Origin of the sequence: Streptomyces sp. NPDC087263 (assembly GCF_044744645.1) — a bacterium.
Taxonomy (GTDB): Bacteria; Actinomycetota; Actinomycetes; order Streptomycetales; family Streptomycetaceae; genus Streptomyces.
The window spans coordinates 439,061-455,744 of sequence record NZ_JBIUYT010000009.1; the positions used below are offsets into that span (position 1 = coordinate 439,061).

General features: G+C 69.8%; 16 protein-coding genes. 10 read left to right on the plus strand and 6 right to left on the minus strand.

Annotated elements, in window-relative coordinates; translation table 11 throughout:
- Window positions 1-45: 45 nt before the first annotated feature.
- A complete protein-coding gene (locus ACIPC1_RS29475) occupies window positions 46-1,305 on the plus strand; it encodes a hypothetical protein (protein ID WP_402522414.1) in 1,260 nt (419 codons plus the stop codon).
- Window positions 1,306-1,397: 92 nt separating this feature from the next.
- On the opposite strand, the gene ACIPC1_RS29480 is transcribed toward ACIPC1_RS29475, so the two are convergent.
- Window positions 1,398-2,894: an oligopeptide:H+ symporter gene (locus ACIPC1_RS29480; RefSeq protein ID WP_402522271.1), complete on the minus strand. Its 1,497-nt coding sequence runs from the start codon at window positions 2,892-2,894 to the stop codon at window positions 1,398-1,400.
- Window positions 2,895-3,384: 490 nt separating this feature from the next.
- On the opposite strand from ACIPC1_RS29480, the gene ACIPC1_RS29485 reads away from it, so the two are divergent.
- Together ACIPC1_RS29485 and ACIPC1_RS29490 are read left to right on the plus strand one after the other, a co-directional pair.
- Window positions 3,385-4,062, plus strand: coding sequence for a response regulator transcription factor (locus ACIPC1_RS29485; RefSeq protein ID WP_037748267.1), 678 nt, complete (start codon window positions 3,385-3,387; stop codon window positions 4,060-4,062).
- A gap of 200 nt (window positions 4,063-4,262) precedes the next feature.
- Window positions 4,263-5,540, plus strand: coding sequence for an ATP-binding protein (locus ACIPC1_RS29490; RefSeq protein WP_402522275.1), 1,278 nt, complete (start codon window positions 4,263-4,265; stop codon window positions 5,538-5,540).
- A 29-nt stretch (window positions 5,541-5,569) separates the two neighbouring features.
- Here the strand turns inward: ACIPC1_RS29490 and ACIPC1_RS29495 are convergent, their stop codons facing one another.
- Window positions 5,570-6,112 (minus strand): GtrA family protein, encoded by a 543-nt coding sequence (locus ACIPC1_RS29495; protein ID WP_402522277.1) that lies wholly within the window; start codon window positions 6,110-6,112, stop codon window positions 5,570-5,572.
- A gap of 196 nt (window positions 6,113-6,308) precedes the next feature.
- On the opposite strand from ACIPC1_RS29495, the gene ACIPC1_RS29500 reads away from it, so the two are divergent.
- The 4 genes from ACIPC1_RS29500 (at window position 6,309) to ACIPC1_RS29515 (ending at window position 10,457) form a co-directional block, all read left to right on the plus strand.
- Window positions 6,309-7,448, plus strand: coding sequence for a 5-(carboxyamino)imidazole ribonucleotide synthase (locus tag ACIPC1_RS29500; protein ID WP_402522279.1), 1,140 nt, complete (start codon window positions 6,309-6,311; stop codon window positions 7,446-7,448).
- Window positions 7,445-7,975, plus strand: coding sequence for a 5-(carboxyamino)imidazole ribonucleotide mutase (gene purE / locus ACIPC1_RS29505; RefSeq protein ID WP_402522281.1), 531 nt, complete (start codon window positions 7,445-7,447; stop codon window positions 7,973-7,975). The genes ACIPC1_RS29500 and purE overlap by 4 nt, the downstream gene beginning before the upstream one ends.
- Window positions 7,976-7,980: 5 nt before the next feature.
- Window positions 7,981-9,165, plus strand: a complete 1,185-nt coding sequence (locus ACIPC1_RS29510; RefSeq protein ID WP_384383076.1) for a dipeptidase — start codon at window positions 7,981-7,983, stop codon at window positions 9,163-9,165.
- A 125-nt stretch (window positions 9,166-9,290) separates the two neighbouring features.
- On the plus strand, window positions 9,291-10,457 hold the full coding sequence (locus ACIPC1_RS29515) for a dipeptidase (RefSeq protein ID WP_402522283.1): 1,167 nt from the start codon (window positions 9,291-9,293) through the stop codon (window positions 10,455-10,457).
- 6 nt (window positions 10,458-10,463) lie between these two features.
- Here ACIPC1_RS29515 and ACIPC1_RS29520 read toward each other — a convergent pair whose 3' ends face one another.
- The gene (locus ACIPC1_RS29520; RefSeq protein WP_402522285.1) at window positions 10,464-10,853 is read right to left on the minus strand and encodes a VOC family protein; all 390 of its coding nucleotides are present in this window, start codon (window positions 10,851-10,853) and stop codon (window positions 10,464-10,466) included.
- A 24-nt stretch (window positions 10,854-10,877) separates the two neighbouring features.
- Window positions 10,878-11,237 (minus strand): VOC family protein, encoded by a 360-nt coding sequence (locus ACIPC1_RS29525; RefSeq protein WP_402522287.1) that lies wholly within the window; start codon window positions 11,235-11,237, stop codon window positions 10,878-10,880.
- Between the two features lie 82 nt (window positions 11,238-11,319).
- Here ACIPC1_RS29525 and ACIPC1_RS29530 point away from each other — a divergent pair, with 82 nt between their 5' ends.
- A complete protein-coding gene (locus ACIPC1_RS29530; RefSeq protein ID WP_402522289.1) occupies window positions 11,320-11,820 on the plus strand; it encodes a CGNR zinc finger domain-containing protein in 501 nt (166 codons plus the stop codon).
- Between the two features lie 140 nt (window positions 11,821-11,960).
- Here ACIPC1_RS29530 and ACIPC1_RS29535 read toward each other — a convergent pair whose 3' ends face one another.
- Entirely contained in the window at window positions 11,961-13,304 is a 1,344-nt protein-coding gene (locus tag ACIPC1_RS29535) for a UDP-glucose dehydrogenase family protein (RefSeq protein ID WP_402522291.1), read from the minus strand.
- 207 nt (window positions 13,305-13,511) lie between these two features.
- Between ACIPC1_RS29535 and ACIPC1_RS29540 the strand changes: the two genes are divergently transcribed.
- Window positions 13,512-14,669 (plus strand): acyl-CoA dehydrogenase family protein, encoded by a 1,158-nt coding sequence (locus ACIPC1_RS29540; RefSeq protein ID WP_402522293.1) that lies wholly within the window; start codon window positions 13,512-13,514, stop codon window positions 14,667-14,669.
- A 72-nt stretch (window positions 14,670-14,741) separates the two neighbouring features.
- Here ACIPC1_RS29540 and ACIPC1_RS29545 read toward each other — a convergent pair whose 3' ends face one another.
- Window positions 14,742-16,016, minus strand: coding sequence for an LCP family protein (locus ACIPC1_RS29545; RefSeq protein WP_402522295.1), 1,275 nt, complete (start codon window positions 16,014-16,016; stop codon window positions 14,742-14,744).
- A 119-nt stretch (window positions 16,017-16,135) separates the two neighbouring features.
- Here ACIPC1_RS29545 and ACIPC1_RS29550 point away from each other — a divergent pair, with 119 nt between their 5' ends.
- Complete coding sequence (locus ACIPC1_RS29550) at window positions 16,136-16,684, plus strand: acyl-CoA thioesterase (protein ID WP_402522298.1); 549 nt, start codon at window positions 16,136-16,138, stop codon at window positions 16,682-16,684.

The following is a 16,684-nucleotide window of genomic DNA, read 5'->3' on the forward strand; positions in this document are numbered from 1 at the left end:
GTACCGCCGGCGGGACGGAGAGCGAGCGCGGCCGGGGTCGCGCTGATGCTCGGCGGCGCGGGCATCCTGCTGGGGGTGGCCGCGGTCCCGGCGCAGGCCGCCGAGGTGTCGTACCTGACGGAGTGCATCCCGCCCGCGATCTCCGGTCTGCCGCCGGTCGAGGGCACGACGAAGGCGGACATCACCGCTCCCGCCGAGGCGAAGGTGGGCGACGAGGTCACCATCACCTGGAAGTTCGTCCAGGCCGCGTCCAAGAACCCGGACATCCTCGATCTGGAGAAGGACACGGTCCAGCCGACCGGCACGCTGAAGGCGGCCGGCGCGCAGACGGCCGACATCGCGATGGAGGGCCCTCGGCAGAACCCGGCGATCCCCAAGAACAGCGACATGAAGCTGTCCGACATGACGGGCACGCTGAAACTGACGACGGCGGGTGAAGTGACGCTGACGCCGGACGCGTACGACATCAATGTCAGCAAGCCGATCTCGACGGACACCAAGTGCGCCCCAAAGGAGACGGTGAAGCCGGCGGCGACGATCAAGGTGACGGAGGGCGGGGGCACTTCGGGCGGCACGACGGGCGGCGAGCCGACGGTGACACCGACGCCGACCGGGAGCGAGACCGGGGGGAGCGACACCGGAGGCTCCACCGGTGGCGACGACGGCCAGACCGACTTCACCGGCAGGGAAGTCTCCGTCGCCTACGCCTGCAAGACGCCCATCGGAGACAAGAACGCCACGTCCCCCGTGCAGATCAACGCCAGCAAGAACGGCGGGAGTTACGACCTCACGGTTCAGTTCAAGGGGTCCGTGATGGACAGCCCGGCCGACATCCCCGCGGACTCGGTGAAGCCCTCCATGGAGGTCACCCTGGGCGGCTCCGACACGGGCAGCGTCCATGTCGAAGGTCCCACCAACGCCGAGCCGATCAAGACGGGCGACCCGATGGAAATCGCCGACCTCACGGGCACCTACAAGCCCGGAGCGACCGGCGAGTCGACCCTCTCGCCGGGCGTGCTGACGGTGGAGGCGCTCGGCACGACGACCACCTGCACCCCGTCGAAGACGGAGGTCTCGCTGACCCTGGACACCACCGAACAGGCGAGCGGCGCCGCAGGAGGCTCAGGAGCTTCAGGGGGCGACTCCGCAGGCTCCGCAGGCGGTACGTCGTCCGGTGGCGGCCTCGCGGAGACGGGCGCCGAGGGCCACAGCGCCCTGAAGGCCCTCGGGCTGGTCGCGGGGACGGCCGTCCTGCTCGGCGGAGCGGTGTTCACGTTCATGCCGGGGCGGCGGCGCGTGCCCTGAGGTTCCCCGCCCGTGCGCGGGAAACGCCGAAGGGCCACCGCACCCAGTGGTGCGGTGGCCCTCCGTACGACGGACTCAGACGGCGGCGTACGTCAACGGACGTCGCCCATGAGTTCCTTGACCTTGTTGCGGTACATCCACACCGCGACACCGGCGATCACGGCGAGCGTGGCCTCCAGGGCGACGATGCCCATCTTGTTCAGGTCGACCCCGGCGATGGAGAGCAGACCGGTCGTGGCGTCGCCGGCGGTGACGGCCAGGAACCAGACGCCCATCATCTGGGAGGCGTACTTCGCGGGAGCCATCTTCGTGGTGACGGAGAGGCCGACCGGGGAGAGCAGCAGCTCACCCACGGTCTGCACGAAGTAGATCGCGACCAGCCACATCGCGGCGGCCTTGGCTCCGCCGTCGGCGATGGACAGCGGGGCGAGGAAGACGAAGAACGACGCGCCGACCAGCACGAGACCGGACGCGAACTTCACGATGGTGCTCGGCTCCTTGCCGCGCTTGTTCAGCGCCAGCCAGAACCAGGCGAAGACCGGGGCCAGCGCCATGATCAGCACCGGGTTCACCGACTGGTACCAGGAGACCGGGAAATCCCAGCCGAGGACGGTGTTCTCGGCCGAGCCGTCGGCGAAGATCGACAGGGTCGAACCGCCCTGGTCGTAGATCATCCAGAACACGGCGGCGGCGACGAAGAACCAGATGTAGCCGGACATCTTCGACTGCTCGGCGCGGTCCAGGTCCTTGTCGCGCTTGATCCGCACCAGGACCATGATCGGGATGATCACGCCGAGGAGGGTCAGCGGAACCAGGATCCAGTTCAGCGTGTAGTGACCGGTGGAGCCGACGACGGCGTAGAAGACGACGGCGATGCCCGCCCAGATCGCGGCCTTGCGCAGCGTCGAGGACTTCTCCGCGGCGGACAGCGGCGTCGGGACCACGGTGGAGCGCTCGGCGAGGTTGCGGCTGCCGATCAGGAACTGGCCGAGACCGATCGCCATGCCGAGCGCGGCGAGCGCGAAGCCCAGGTGCCAGTTGACGTTCTCACCGATGGTGCCGATGATCAGCGGCGCGGCGAACGCGCCGAGGTTGATGCCCATGTAGAAGACCGTGAAGCCACCGTCGCGGCGCGGGTCGTCCGGGCCGTCGTAGAGATGGCCGACCATCGTCGAGATGTTGGCCTTCAGCAGACCCGAGCCGATCGCCACCAGGCCGAGGCCCGCGTAGAAGGTGCCCGACGACGGCAGGGCCAGCGTCAGGTGGCCGAGCATGATGACGCCGCCGGCGACGGCGACGGTCTTGCGGGGACCCCAGACCCGGTCGCCGAACCAGCCGCCGGGCAGGGCGAGCAGGTACACCATCGACACGTAGACGGAGTAGATCGCGGTCGCGGTGGTCGCGCTCAGGTGCAGGCCACCGGGTGCCACCAGGTACAACGGGAGCAGGGCCCGCATGCCGTAGTAGGAGAAACGCTCCCACATCTCGGTCATGAAGAGAGTGGCCAGTCCGCGGGGGTGGCCGAAGAAGGTGTGCTCGAAACCGGGGGTGCCCGGTTCTGTCGAGCCCTTCGTCAGGCTGGACGCCATGGTCGTTCCTTGCTGGTCGGGACGCGCGGGAAGTGGGGTCGCGCGCCCGGTGGGGGCGGCCGGCACCGGCGGGTTCCGGCCGTCCGTCCCCACGCCCACGGGGAAGTCCGCTCCGGATTGCGAAGCGATGGAGGCCGACCACCGGGATCCACGCCCTTCACGCTTCGGTGCGCTCGGGCCCGGCCACAGGTCATTCCTTTCAAGGCTGGCGAATACCAGCCCGCACACAAAAGAGACCTTCAGCGTCAAATGCTGGCCAAAGGTCCCCGTGGTGCTACAGGCGTCTGGTCACCATACGACATGCCAATGTGGCATATGGAAGGACTTGAGAGATGGATCACAGGTGACAATGGAACCACAGGCACCCATTCGAAGGTTGCCGTCAAGATCGCCTCCCACAGCCGCAGGCCACCCTGCTCACAGGCGCGGGTAAGAATCACGGAGGCCGATCACCCCGCGAGTGTCGTCCGCGGCGGACTACCATCACCTCATGACCCGTGTACTGCTCGCCGAGGACGACGCGTCCATCTCGGAGCCACTGGCCCGTGCCCTGCGCAGGGAGGGTTACGAGGTCGAGGTGCGCGAGGACGGACCCACCGCGCTCGACGCCGGCATTCAGGGCGGCATCGACCTCTGTGTCCTGGACCTGGGCCTGCCCGGCATGGACGGCCTTGAAGTGGCCCGCCGACTGCGCGCCGAGGGCCACACCGTCCCGATCCTCATCCTGACCGCACGCGCCGACGAGGTGGACACCGTCGTAGGCCTCGACGCGGGCGCCGACGACTACGTGACCAAGCCGTTCCGGCTCGCCGAACTGCTCGCCCGTGTCCGGGCGTTGCTGCGACGCGGTGCCGCCGAGCCCCAGCAGCCGCCCGCCACGCACGGGGTGCGCATCGACGTCGAGTCGCACCGCGCCTGGATGGGCGACGAGGAACTCCAGCTCACCGCCAAGGAGTTCGACCTCCTGCGGGTCCTCGTCCGGGACGCGGGCCGCGTCGTCACCCGCGACCAACTCATGCGCGAGGTCTGGGACACCACTTGGTGGTCCTCGACCAAGACCCTCGACATGCACATCTCCTGGCTCCGCAAGAAGCTCGGCGACGACGCGGCCAACCCTCGCTACATCGCGACGGTCCGGGGCGTCGGGTTCCGCTTCGAGAAGAGCTGAAGTCCGCTTCGAGAAGAGCCAAGTCCAGTTCGAGAAGAGCTGAGATCCAACCGCTCCGGCGCTTGAGGGGCGGGGTCCGGGGCGGAGCCCCAGGAGGACGGGACGGGTAGGGGCGGCGGGGGCGGGAACTCCTCGCCCCGGCCCACCCCGGCGTCAAGGCACACTGGTCCCCAAGCAAAGCCACCCGCCCGGAGGGCACCGTGCGTCGCCGTCTCATCCAGTCCACCCTCGCCGTCGTACTCGTCGTGATCGCCGTGTTCGGCGTCTCCCTCGTGATCGTCGAGACGCGGACGATCAGCAGCAGCGCCCAGGAGCGGGTGGATTCCGAGGCGCTGCGCCTGGCGAGCATCGTGGACAGCCGGATCATCGGGCACGAGGACGTCACCGCGGAGATCCTGAAGGACCAGGTCACGGACGAGCGGTACGCCGTGATCAGGATCCCGGGCAGGGAGCCGATCGAGATCGGGACCAAGCCCAGCGGAGAGGTCACCCACGACACAGAGAAGGGCGAGGAGGGCGAGACGGTCACCGTCCAGGAGCCGCGCTCGTCCGTGACCAAGGAAGTCGGCCGTACGCTGCTGATCATCGCGGCGGTCGCCCTGCTCGCCATCATCGCCGCCGTCCTCCTCGCCGTACGGCAGGCCAACCGCCTCGCCTCCCCTCTCACCGACCTCGCGGAGACCGCGGAACGGCTCGGTTCCGGCGACCCCCGCCCGCGCCACAAGCGGTACGGCGTCCCGGAACTGGACCGCGTCGCGGACGTCCTGGACGGCAGCGCGGAGCGCATCGCACGGATGCTCACGGCGGAACGCCGGCTCGCCGCGGACGCCTCCCACCAGCTCCGTACGCCCCTCACGGCCCTCTCCATGCGCCTGGAGGAGATCACCCTCACCGATGACCCGGCCACGGTGAAGGAGGAGGCGACGATCGCGCTGACGCAGGTCGAGCGCCTCACGGACGTCGTGGAGCGGCTGCTCACCAACGCCCGCGACCCGCGCAACGGCTCCGCCGTCTCCTTCGATCTGGACGAGGTCATCAAGCAGCAGCTGGAGGAGTGGCGCCCGGCCTACCGCAGCGCGGGCCGCGCCATCGTCAGCTCGGGCAAACGCCATCTGCGGGCCGTCGGCACCCCGGGCGCGGTCGCCCAGGTCCTCGCCGCGCTCATCGAGAACTCCCTCATGCACGGCGGCGGCACCGTCGCCCTGCGCACCCGCGTCACCGGCAACCAGTCCGTCGTCGAGGTCACCGACGAGGGCCCCGGCGTCCCCGCCGACCTCGGCGCCCGCATCTTCGAGCGCGCGATCAGCGGCCGTAACTCCACGGGCATCGGTCTCGCCGTCGCCCGCGACCTCGCGGAGGCCGACGGGGGCCGTCTGGAGTTGCTTCAGGCGCAGCCGCCGGTGTTCGGCCTGTTCCTGTCCCGTACGCCCTTGAAGAAGCCCCTGGTGGACGAGGAGCCGGAGCCCACGGTCAGGTAGCGGCGCCGCGGGAAGCGGCGCGGCTCAGTTCACGTGCTGCGCGAGGGCGAGGGCCGCTGCCCGGGCTCGGCTTCGAGGAACGATTCCGCACTGGCCACCGCCTCGCGCGCGGGCAGCGCGCGGAACACCCAGGTGCGGTACGACCAGAAGCGGAACAGCGTCGCCACGCCGATGCCGAGGAACTTGAACACGTTGCTCTGTAGCGGGCTGTCCCAGCCGAAGCTGTACGTCGCCACGTACAGCACGCCGTTCTCGATGACCAGCCCCACCGCGCTGAACAGCAGGAACAGCGTCAGTTCCTTGGTGCGGCCGCCCTTGTCGCGGTCGCGGTACGTGAAGTAGCGGAACCCGATGTAGTTGAAGATGATGGCCACGACGGTGGCGATCACACTGGCCCGGACGACCTGCAAACCGGTCCCGTGGCGCACCAGGTTGAAGGTGAGAAGGTTGACGAGCAGCCCCACGCCGCCGACCGCGCCGAACTTGACGATCTCCCTCAGGAGCCGGTCGACACGGCGCCGCACAGCGCTACGAGGCTGCTTGGTAGGGGGTCCTGAAGAACCACTGCCCATGGTGTCGCAAGCCCCCGTCGGTCGCCGTCAGTCGGATATGTCAACCCAGCCATGCTAACCAGCGGCCCCCGCCATCGCCTGTGTAAGAACTCACAGGTAAGAAAAGTGGTCGCCCACCCGGACAGCCGTCCACCCGGAAATCGCGGCTCACAGGAGCGGAAACCGGCCGCCGTGGCGTGGCCGATACTCTTGGGGGGTGACGTTCCCGGTAGTCGGCATGGTCGGCGGGGGGCAGCTCGCTCGTATGACACACGAGGCGGGCATCCCGCTCGGCATCAGGTTCAAGCTCCTCAGTGACACCCCTCAGGATTCCGCGGCGCAGGTCGTCAGCGATGTCGTCATCGGCGACCATCGCGACCTCGACACGCTGCGTGAGTTCGCGCGGGGCTGCGATGTGATCACCTTCGATCACGAACACGTACCCATCGAGCATCTGCGTGCCCTGGAGGCGGACGGCATCCCCGTCCGCCCCGGGCCCGACGCCCTCGTGCACGCCCAGGACAAGGGCGTGATGCGCGCGAAGCTCGACGAGCTCGGTGTGCCGTGCCCACGGCACCGGATCGTGAGCGACGTCGAGGACGTCGCCGCGTTCGCGGCCGAGGGCGACGGTTTCCCGGTCATCCTCAAGACCGTCCGCGGTGGCTACGACGGCAAGGGGGTCTGGTTCGTCCGCTCTCCCGCGGAAGCCGCCGACCCCTTCCGCGCCGGAGTCCCCGTCCTCGCCGAGGAGAAGGTCGACTTCGTGCGCGAGCTCGCGGCGAACGTCGTCCGCTCGCCGCACGGCCAGGCGGTCGCGTACCCCGTCGTAGAGTCCCAGCAGGTCGACGGCGTCTGCGACACGGTGATCGCCCCGGCCCCCGGCATCGCGGAGGAGCTGGCCCTCCAGGCAAGCGAGCTGGCCCTGCGCATCGCCAAGGAACTCGGCGTCGTCGGCCACCTCGCCGTGGAGCTCTTCGAGACGGCCGACGGACGCATCCTCGTCAACGAACTGGCCATGCGCCCGCACAACTCGGGCCACTGGACCCAGGACGGCGCGATCACCTCCCAGTTCGCCAACCACGTACGCGCGGTCCTGGACCTCCCGCTGGGCGACCCGCGCCCGCGCGCCAAGTGGACGGTCATGGCCAACGTCCTCGGCGGCGACTACCCCGACATGTACTCCGCGTACCTGCACTGCATGGCCCGCGACCCCCAGCTGAAGATCCACATGTACGGCAAGGACGTGAAGCCCGGACGCAAGGTCGGCCACGTCAACACCTACGGCGACGACCTGGACGACGTACTGGAGCGCGCCCGGCACGCAGCCGGATATCTGAGAGGCACGATCACCGAATGAGCCCTGTCGTTGGAATCGTCATGGGGTCGGACTCCGACTGGTCCGTCATGGAGGCCGCCGCGCAGGCCCTGGACGAGTTCGAGATCGAGTACGAGGTCGACGTCGTCTCCGCGCACCGCATGCCGCGCGAGATGATCGCGTACGGCGAGCAGGCCGACGGCCGCGGCATCAAGGTGATCATCGCGGGCGCCGGCGGCGCTGCCCACCTGCCCGGCATGCTGGCGTCCGTGTCGCCGTTGCCGGTGATCGGCGTCCCGGTCCCGCTGAAGTACCTCGACGGCATGGACTCCCTGCTCTCGATCGTGCAGATGCCGGCCGGTGTGCCGGTCGCGACCGTCTCCGTCGCCGGCGCCCGCAACGCGGGCCTGCTGGCCGCCCGGATCCTCGCCGTGCACGACGAGGAACTCCTCGCCCGGATGCGGGAGTTCCAGCAGGAGCTGAACGAGCAGGCCACCGAGAAGGGCAAGCGGCTGCGCACCAAGGTCGAGGGCGCGGGCGCGGGCAGCGGCTTCGGCTTCGGGAAGTGACCGCCATGACCTCCCCGTCGCTCGACGAAGCCCTCGAACTCCTCGCCGAGTTCCCCGTGGTGGACGGCCACAACGACCTCCCCTGGGCACTGCGCGAACAGGTCCGCTACGACCTCGACGCCCGCGACATCGCCACCGACCAGAGCGCCCACCTGCACACGGACCTGGCGCGGCTGCGCGCGGGCGGGGTCGGCGCCCAGTTCTGGTCGGTGTACGTCCGCTCGGACCTGCCGGGAGCGGTCACCGCGACACTCGAACAGATCGACTGTGTACGGCAGCTGATCGACCGTCACCCGTCCGCCCTGCGGGCCGCGTTGACCGCCGCCGACATGGAGGCGGCGCGGAGTGCGGGACGTATCGCATCGTTGATGGGCGCCGAGGGCGGCCACTCGATCGACAACTCCCTCGGCACGCTGCGGGGCTTGTACGCGCTCGGCGTGCGCTACATGACCCTCACCCACAACGACAACATCGCCTGGGCGGACTCGGCGACCGACCACCCCGCCGTCGGCGGCCTGTCGGCCTTCGGCCGTGAGGTCGTACGGGAGATGAACCGCGAGGGCATGCTCGTGGACCTCTCCCACGTGGCCGCGACGACCATGCGCGACGCGCTCGACACGACCGCCGCGCCGGTGATCTTCTCGCACTCCTCCTCCCGCGCGGTCTGCGACCACCCGCGCAACATCCCGGACGACGTCCTGGAGCGGCTGCCCGCCAACGGGGGAGTGGCGATGGTGACGTTCGTACCGAAGTTCGTCCTCCAGGCGGCGGTCGACTGGACGGCCGCGGCCGACGAGAACCTGCGCGCCAACGGCTTCCACCACCTCGACACGACCCCCGAGGGCATGAAGGTCCACCGTGTCTTCGAGGAGTCCAACCCCCGCCCGATCGCCACGGTGTCGACGGTCGCGGACCACCTGGACCACATGCGCGAGGTCGCCGGCATCGACCACCTCGGCATCGGCGGCGACTACGACGGCACGGCGTTCACCCCGGACGGCCTGAACGACGTGTCGGGCTACCCGAACCTCATCGCCGAGCTGTACGTCCGTGGCTGGTCCCGCGCCGACCTGGCCAAGCTGACCTGGCGGAACGCGGTACGGGTGCTGGGCGCGGCCGAGGACGTGGCCCGCGACCTCCAGGCACGGCGGGGACCGTCGAACGCGACGCTGGAGCAGCTGGACGGCTGAGGCACCTCCTGGTGGCCGTACCGGGTGGGGCGTACCCCCAAACGCCCCACCCACCAGGAAGCCCCCGGGCCTCCGTGCAACGGTGACGGTACTGCGATCACCCGTCCACCCAACGGAGCCCCGTCATGGCAGACCTGCAGGACGAACTGCACACGACCGCTGAGGTGGGCGAGCTGGACCGGCCGACTGTCTGGCCGGAGTCCGAGCCGCTGCCACTGGACACCACGGAGACCATCCTGGAGGCCGACGCCGTCCTGGAGGCAGGCGCCCTTCTGGAGGCCGGCGCCGAGTCGTTGGAGCGGGCGCACGCCTTCCTCGCCGGCCACCCCGTCGCCGACGGCTACAGCGGTCTGCCCTGGGCGCTGCGCCACCTGCCCTGGTTCGACCTGGAGCTGGGCGAGAGCGCCGTGGACACGGATGTGCCGCGGATGCGGGAAGGGCACGTGGGCGCCCTGTTCTGGTCGCTGCACCTGCCCGAGGGACTCGCCGGGGACCGTGCCGTCGGCGCGACCCTGGAACAGCTCGACCTGGTGCAGACGGTGGTCCAGGCCCACCCCGAGGGCCTGCGCATGGCCCACACCGCGGCCGAGATCACCGACGCCCACCACTGCGGCCGCGTCGCCGTCGTCCTGGGGCCCGCCGGCGCGAGCGCGCTCGGCGACTCGCTCGGCATCCTGCGCAACCTGCACGCGCTGGGCCTGCGCGTCCTCACCCTCTCCGGCACGACCTGGGCGAGCGGGACGGGCCTGACCCGGTTCGGCGAGGAGGTGCTCCGCGAGATGAACCGCCTCGGCGTGCTCGCCGACCTCTCCGGCACCTCGGAGGCCACGATCAGCCGCGCCCTCGCGGCCTCCAAGGCCCCGGTCCTGTTCACCCGCTCCGCGGCCCGCGCGCTGCGCCCCCACCCGGCCAACCTGCCCGACGACGTCCTCACCGAGCTGGGCACCGCCAAGGGCCTGTGCCTCGTCCCGCTCACCGCCGAGCAGACCGGCCCCTCCGTACGGGACGTCGCCGACCACCTCGAACACGTCCGCGCGCTCGCGGGCGCGGAGTGCGTCGGCCTCTCGGGGACGTACGACTCCGGAGCCGCCCACCCGCAGGACCTCGCCGACGCGTCCTGCTACCCGCACCTGATCGCCGAACTCCTCACCCGCGGCTGGACCGAGACCGACCTCGCCCTGCTCACCTGGGGCAACGTCCAACGCGTCCTGCGCAGCGCGGACTTCACCGCCCGCGCGGCCCAGCAGCGCCGCGAGCCGTCCTCGGCGAAGATCGCGGAACTCGACGGCTGAGTCCTCCTACTGCGGATGCTCGATCCGGCAGAGGCAGAACGGATGCCCCGCCGGATCCGCGTACACCCGGAAGTCCTCCTTGTCCTCCTGGTGCAACGACCGGGCGCCGAGGGCGAACACCTTCTTCTCGGCCGCTTCGACGGCCTCCCAGGTGCTTCCGGCGTCGAGGTCGAGATGGAACTGCTGTGAGTTGCGGTCGGCCCGCGGCCACTCGGGCGGGACGAACCCGGGGGCCCGCTGGAACGCGAGCCGCGGCCCGTCCGGGACCTGTAGGACAACCCAGTCGTCGTCCCCGCCCTGCGGTGTGCCTCCCACCACGCGCGCGTAGAACTCGGCGAGCGCGCGCGGGTCAGGACAGTCGAGTACGACGGAACGCAAACGTGCGACAGGTTCCACAGCTATCTCCTATTTCCTTCGGTCTCAACAGGCGCAGAGGCAGAACGGGTGCCCCGCCGGATCGGCGTACACACGCCACCCGCGCGACCGGTCCTCCGCGTCGAGTACCCGCGCCCCGAGCGCCAGCACCCCCTTCTCGGCCGCGTCCAGGTCGCTCACCGTCAGGTCCAGATGGAACTGCTGCGAGTCGTCACCCGCGGGCCACTTCGGCGGTACGTGTCCGGGGGCGGCCTGGAATGCCAGTGACTGTCCTCCGGGCAGCTCCAGGTCGACCCAGTCCCCCTCGCCCCGGACCGTGCCGCCGAGCACCTCGGCGTAGAACCCGGCCAGGGCGCGGGGGTCGGGACAGTCCAGGACGACGACACCGAGTTCGGCGAGAGCCATGACTTCCTCCAGGGTTACCCATAGATGCGGTCAACCAGTAACGGTTACTGCATACTCCCGCATTGGAGGTAACGTCGCAAGCATGAGTGAGAGAGCGTCGGCACCGGGGGGCCTGGCCCTGGTGGAGGCCCTGGTGAACACGGTCGACCTGGAGTCGGGCACCGACAAGCTGGACACGGCCGAGGGACGCGCCCACTTCGGCATCGCGGACCATGAGCTGGCGGCGGCCCGCGAGCTGCGGGAGTCCCTGCGCGCCGTATGCCTGGCCCATGCGGGCCACCCCCCGCACCGCGCGGTGACGCCGCTCGACGAACTGCTCGCGACGGCCCCGCTGCTCGTCACCGTCTCCGCCGCGGACGGCTCCGCGGCCCTGAGCCCCGCCCATCCGACCCCGCTCGCCTCCCGCGTCGCGGCGGCGATCGCGGAGGCACTCGTCGAGGGCACCTGGCCGCGCCTGAAGGCCTGCGAGGCCCCGACCTGCCACTGGGCCTACTACGACCGCTCCCCGGCGGGCCGCGGCCGCTGGTGCTCGATGTCGGTCTGCGGGGCACGCGCGAAGATGCGCCGGTACCGCGCGAAGTAGCCCGTCCGGCCACGCGCGAAGATGCGCCGGTACCGCGCGAAGTAGCCCGTCCGGCCACGCCCAGGGGCGGGACGGTGGAGAATATACGACGACGCCGATCCGGCCGACTGAGCCTCGGCCGGATCGGCGTCCTTGAATGACTACGCGGTGGGTCGCCCCATCGCCCGGTAGGTCCACCCGGCCCGCCGCCACACCTCCGGGTCGAGGGCGTTGCGCCCGTCCAGGACGAGCCGCGTCGTGACGGCCTCGCCGAGCACCGCCGGGTCCAGCTCGCGGAACTCGCGCCACTCGGTCAGGTGTAGTACGACATCCGCGCCGCGTACGGCAGCTATGGCGGAGTCGGCGTATCCGAGCGTCGGGAAGAGCCGGCGCGCGTTGTCCATGCCCTTCGGGTCGTAGACGGTGACCTGGCCGCCCTGGAGGTGGATCTGCCCGGCGACGTTCAGCGCGGGCGAGTCCCGTACGTCGTCCGAGTCGGGCTTGAAGGAGGCACCGAGCACGGCGACCCGCTTCCCCAGGAACGAACCGCCGCCGAGCGCCTGCCGCGTGAGCTCCACCATCTGCCCGCGCTGGCGCATGTTGATGGAGTCGATCTCGCGCAGGAAGGTCAGCGCCTGGTCGGCGCCCAGCTCACCGGCGCGCGCCATGAAGGCGCGGATGTCCTTCGGCAGGCATCCGCCGCCGAAGCCGATCCCGGCCCGCAGGAACTTCTTCCCGATCCGGTCGTCGTGCCCGATGGCCTCGGCCAGCTTGGCCACGTCGCCGTCGGCCGCCTCGCACACCTCGGCCATGGCGTTGATGAAGGAGATCTTGGTCGCGAGGAAGGAGTTCGCGGAGGTCTTCACCAGCTCGGCGGTCGGGAAGTCGGTCACCACGAACGGCGACCCCGCGGCGACCGGCGTCGTGTACACCTCGCGCAGCAGCTTCTCGGCCCGCTCACTGCGTACGCCCACGACGATGCGGTCGGGGTGCAGGGTGTCGCCGACGGCGAAGCCCTCGCGCAGGAACTCCGGGTTCCACGCGAGCTCGGCGTCCTCACCGGCGGGCGCGAGCTCCGCGAGCCGGGCGGCCAGCCGCGCCGCGGAGCCGACGGGCACGGTGGACTTGCCGACGACGAGGGCGGGGCCGTGCAGGTGCGGGGCGAGCGACTCGAAGGCGGCATCGACGTAACTCATGTCGCACGCGTACTCGCCGTGCTTCTGCGGTGTGTTCACGCAGACGAAGTGGACGTCGCCGAACTCCCCGACCTCGGCCCAGTCCATGGTGAAACGCAGCCGCCCGCTGGACCCCTCGATCCCGGCGACATGCTTGCGCAGCAGCTCTTCAAGACCCGGTTCGTACATCGGGACCTCGCCCCGCTTGAGCATCTCGATCTTCTCGGGGACGACATCGAGCCCGAGCACCTCGAAGCCGAGCTCGGCCATGGCGGCGGCGTGCGTGGCGCCGAGATAGCCGGTGCCGATCACGGTGATCTTGAGGGCCATGGGGTGCTCCTGGGGTGCGAGGGGGGATGCGCGCCCGAGCATAACGGGGGCATGCGACGGCTCCTCAACGGGCAACTTTCCCTCTGTCGCCAAGCTCACGTATCCCTGGGGTGGGCAGGCCCCTAAAATTTGGGTTACTTAACGGTAGTTAGCGTCACCGTCACAGTGTTCAGCACCCTTATTCGCATCCTTGGAGCGTGAGAGACCTTGGCCGGATCGGCTGATTTCGACCTGTACCGCCCGTCCGAGGAGCACGACATGCTCCGTGACGCGATCCGTTCGCTGGCCGAGGCGAAGATCGCACCGTTCGCGGCCGCGGTGGACGAGGAAGCCCGTTTCCCGCAGGAGGCGCTGGACGCCCTGGTCGCCTCCGATCTGCACGCGGTGCACGTACCCGAGTCGTACGGCGGCGCGGGCGCGGACGCGCTGGCCACGGTGATCGTGATCGAGGAGGTGGCCCGCGTCTGCGCGTCCTCCTCGCTGATCCCGGCGGTCAACAAGCTGGGCTCGCTCCCCGTGATCCTCTCCGGCTCCGAGGACCTCAAGAAGAAGTACCTGGGCCCGCTCGCCAAGGGCGACGCGATGTTCTCGTACGCCCTCTCCGAGCCGGACGCCGGCTCGGACGCGGCCGGCATGAAGACGAAGGCGGTCCGCGACGGCGACTTCTACGTCCTGAACGGCGTGAAGCGCTGGATCACCAACGCCGGTGAGTCCGAGTACTACACGGTGATGGCGGTCACGGACCCGACGAAGCGCTCGAAGGGCATCAGCGCCTTCGTGGTCGAGAAGTCCGACGAGGGCGTCTCCTTCGGTGCCCCGGAGAAGAAGCTCGGCATCAAGGGCTCCCCGACCCGCGAGGTCTACCTCGACAACGTCCGCATCCCCGCCGACCGCATGATCGGCGAGGAGGGCACCGGCTTCGCCACCGCCATGAAGACCCTGGACCACACCCGCGTCACGATCGCCGCCCAGGCCCTCGGCATCGCCCAGGGCGCCCTGGACTACGCCAAGGGCTACGTCCAGGAGCGCAAGCAGTTCGGCAAGGCGATCGCCGAGTTCCAGGGCATCCAGTTCATGCTCGCCGACATGGCCATGAAGATCGAGGCCGCCCGCCAGCTGACTTACGCGGCGGCTGCGAAGTCGGAGCGCGGCGACAAGGACCTCACCTTCCAGGGCGCGGCGGCCAAGTGCTTCGCCTCGGACGTGGCGATGGAAGTCACCACGGACGCGGTGCAGTTGCTGGGCGGCTACGGCTACACCCGCGACTACCCGGTCGAGCGCATGATGCGCGACGCGAAGATCACCCAGATCTACGAGGGCACGAACCAGGTCCAGCGGATCGTGATGGCCCGCAACCTGCCGTAGGGCGCCGGGAACCGGTGAAGGGCACCCCATGCCCATGGGGTGCCCTTCACCGGTTTCGCCGCGAGGCCGGGCTCAGTCGCCCGTCACCGTCACCTTCTCGTCGTTCTTCAGCTCGTCCACGAGCGTCTTGACCTTCGCCTTGTCCCAGACGAGGTTGCTGCCGGTGGAGCCGGAGATCGGCATGTTCATGGACGTGCCGTCGCCGCCGCTGACGCTCTTCATGGCCCAGAACATGTCGGCGAGGTCGAACAGGCTCATGTCCTTGTCGACGATGAGGCTGTCGAGGCCGGCGCCCATGGTCGGGTAAAGCTTGAAGGGGTTCAGCACGGTGCCCGGCGTCGCGACCTGGTTGGCCAGCGCCGAGAGGAACTTCTGCTGGTTCTTCGTACGGTCCAGGTCGCTGCCCGCGAGGGCGTAGCGGGTACGGACGAACGCGAGGGCCTGCTCGCCGTTGAGGGTCTGCTTGCCCGCCTCGAAGTCGGCGCCGGACTTGGTGTCCTTCATGCCGCCCTTGGGGATCTCGATCTCCACGCCGCCGACCGAGTCGACGATGTCCGCGAAGCCCGCGAAGCCGATCTCGACGTAGTGGTCGATGCGCAGACCGGTGTTGAACTCGACGGTGCGCACCAGCAGTTCGGGCCCGTCCTCCGCGTACGCCGCGTTGAGCTTCACCTCGCGGCCCGTGCCTTCGTACGTCTTGCCCGACTCGGAGCCCACGAAGGTCGGGATCTCGACGTTGGAGTCACGCGGCAGCGAGACCAGCGTGGAGCCGTTGCCACCGGTGTGCAGGATCATCATCGAGTCCGTGCGCTTGCCCTCGGCGGAGCCGGTGTGCAGATCCTTCTTCTCCGCCTCGGTCATGCCCTCGCGGCTGTCGGAACCGACGATCAGGTAGTTCGTGCCCTGGCCCGCCTCGGGGCGGTCGATGACCTTGGAGAGATCCACGTCACGGTGGAGCTTGGAGTCGGCCCAGAAGTACGTGCTGACGGAGACCACGACGAGCAGCGTGACCAGCGTGATGGCGGTCCACTTGATCCGGCGGCCCCAGTTCGGCGCCCGGCGCGGACCTCGTCCGCCGCCCGGCCCGCCGGGATCCTGCGGACCGCCGCCGTGCGGCGTCCCGTAGACATGGCCCGAGTTGTAGCCGCTGTTGTCGTACTGGTCGCCGTACCCCTGCCCGTCGACGTACGTCGGCTGCTGGGGGACCCCGCTGTACGGGGGCGCGGACTGACCGGGGCCCGGCTGGCCACGGCGGACCTGCCGCATGACGCGCGCGCTCTCGGGCTGCGAGCCGGCGCTGCCGCGTCCGTAACGGTCGTTGCGGTTCTCGTCGGGCCAATCGTTCATGCGGCCAGTGTGCAGTGCCGCACCGGGCGCCATACAAGAGAGTGAGCAGATTCATGCCAGGCCTGTTGCAGATCTGATGCAAAGCGGACTTTGTGCGGCCCCGGCATAAGGTGGACGCCATGACAGACCAGGCCACCACCCCGGAATCCGATATTCCGGGCAAGCCGACCTCCGCGTCCCGGACCACCCTCAGCCACATCATGGGCCACAACGACACCAACCTTCTGGGCACGGTGCACGGTGGCGTGATCATGAAACTGGTGGACGACGCGGCCGGTGCGGTGGCCGGACGGCACTCCGGCGGACCCGCCGTCACCGCCTCCATGGACGAGATGGCCTTCCTGGAACCGGTCCGCGTGGGCGACCTGGTCCACGTGAAGGCCCAGGTGAACTGGACCGGCCGTACGTCCATGGAGGTCGGCGTCCGCGTCCTGGCCGAGCGCTGGAACGAGTCCACCCCGGCCCAGCAGGTCGGCACGGCCTACCTTGTCTTCGCCGCCGTCGACGCCGACGGCAAGCCGCGCCGGGTACCGCCGGTGCTCCCGGAGACCGAGCGCGACGAACGCCGCTACCAGGAGGCCCAGATCCGCCGCACCCACCGGCTGGCCCGGCGCCGCGCGATCATGGAGCTGCGCGAGCAGCGTGCGGCGGAGGGTCTGGACGAGTAA

What these genes read in the sequence shown, in the direction of transcription:
- ACIPC1_RS29475 (WP_402522414.1), top strand. Translation starts at nt 46, where the DNA reads ATGCTCGGCGGCGCGGGCATCCTGCTGGGGGTGGCCGCGGTCCCGGCG.
- ACIPC1_RS29480 (WP_402522271.1), bottom strand. Translation starts at nt 2,894, where the DNA reads ATGGCGTCCAGCCTGACGAAGGGCTCGACAGAACCGGGCACCCCCGGT.
- ACIPC1_RS29485 (WP_037748267.1), top strand. Translation starts at nt 3,385, where the DNA reads ATGACCCGTGTACTGCTCGCCGAGGACGACGCGTCCATCTCGGAGCCA.
- ACIPC1_RS29495 (WP_402522277.1), bottom strand. Translation starts at nt 6,112, where the DNA reads ATGGGCAGTGGTTCTTCAGGACCCCCTACCAAGCAGCCTCGTAGCGCT.
- purE (WP_402522281.1), top strand. Translation starts at nt 7,445, where the DNA reads ATGAGCCCTGTCGTTGGAATCGTCATGGGGTCGGACTCCGACTGGTCC.
- ACIPC1_RS29510 (WP_384383076.1), top strand. Translation starts at nt 7,981, where the DNA reads ATGACCTCCCCGTCGCTCGACGAAGCCCTCGAACTCCTCGCCGAGTTC.
- ACIPC1_RS29515 (WP_402522283.1), top strand. Translation starts at nt 9,291, where the DNA reads ATGGCAGACCTGCAGGACGAACTGCACACGACCGCTGAGGTGGGCGAG.
- ACIPC1_RS29525 (WP_402522287.1), bottom strand. Translation starts at nt 11,237, where the DNA reads ATGGCTCTCGCCGAACTCGGTGTCGTCGTCCTGGACTGTCCCGACCCC.
- ACIPC1_RS29530 (WP_402522289.1), top strand. Translation starts at nt 11,320, where the DNA reads ATGAGTGAGAGAGCGTCGGCACCGGGGGGCCTGGCCCTGGTGGAGGCC.
- ACIPC1_RS29535 (WP_402522291.1), bottom strand. Translation starts at nt 13,304, where the DNA reads ATGGCCCTCAAGATCACCGTGATCGGCACCGGCTATCTCGGCGCCACG.
- ACIPC1_RS29545 (WP_402522295.1), bottom strand. Translation starts at nt 16,016, where the DNA reads ATGAACGATTGGCCCGACGAGAACCGCAACGACCGTTACGGACGCGGC.
- ACIPC1_RS29550 (WP_402522298.1), top strand. Translation starts at nt 16,136, where the DNA reads ATGACAGACCAGGCCACCACCCCGGAATCCGATATTCCGGGCAAGCCG.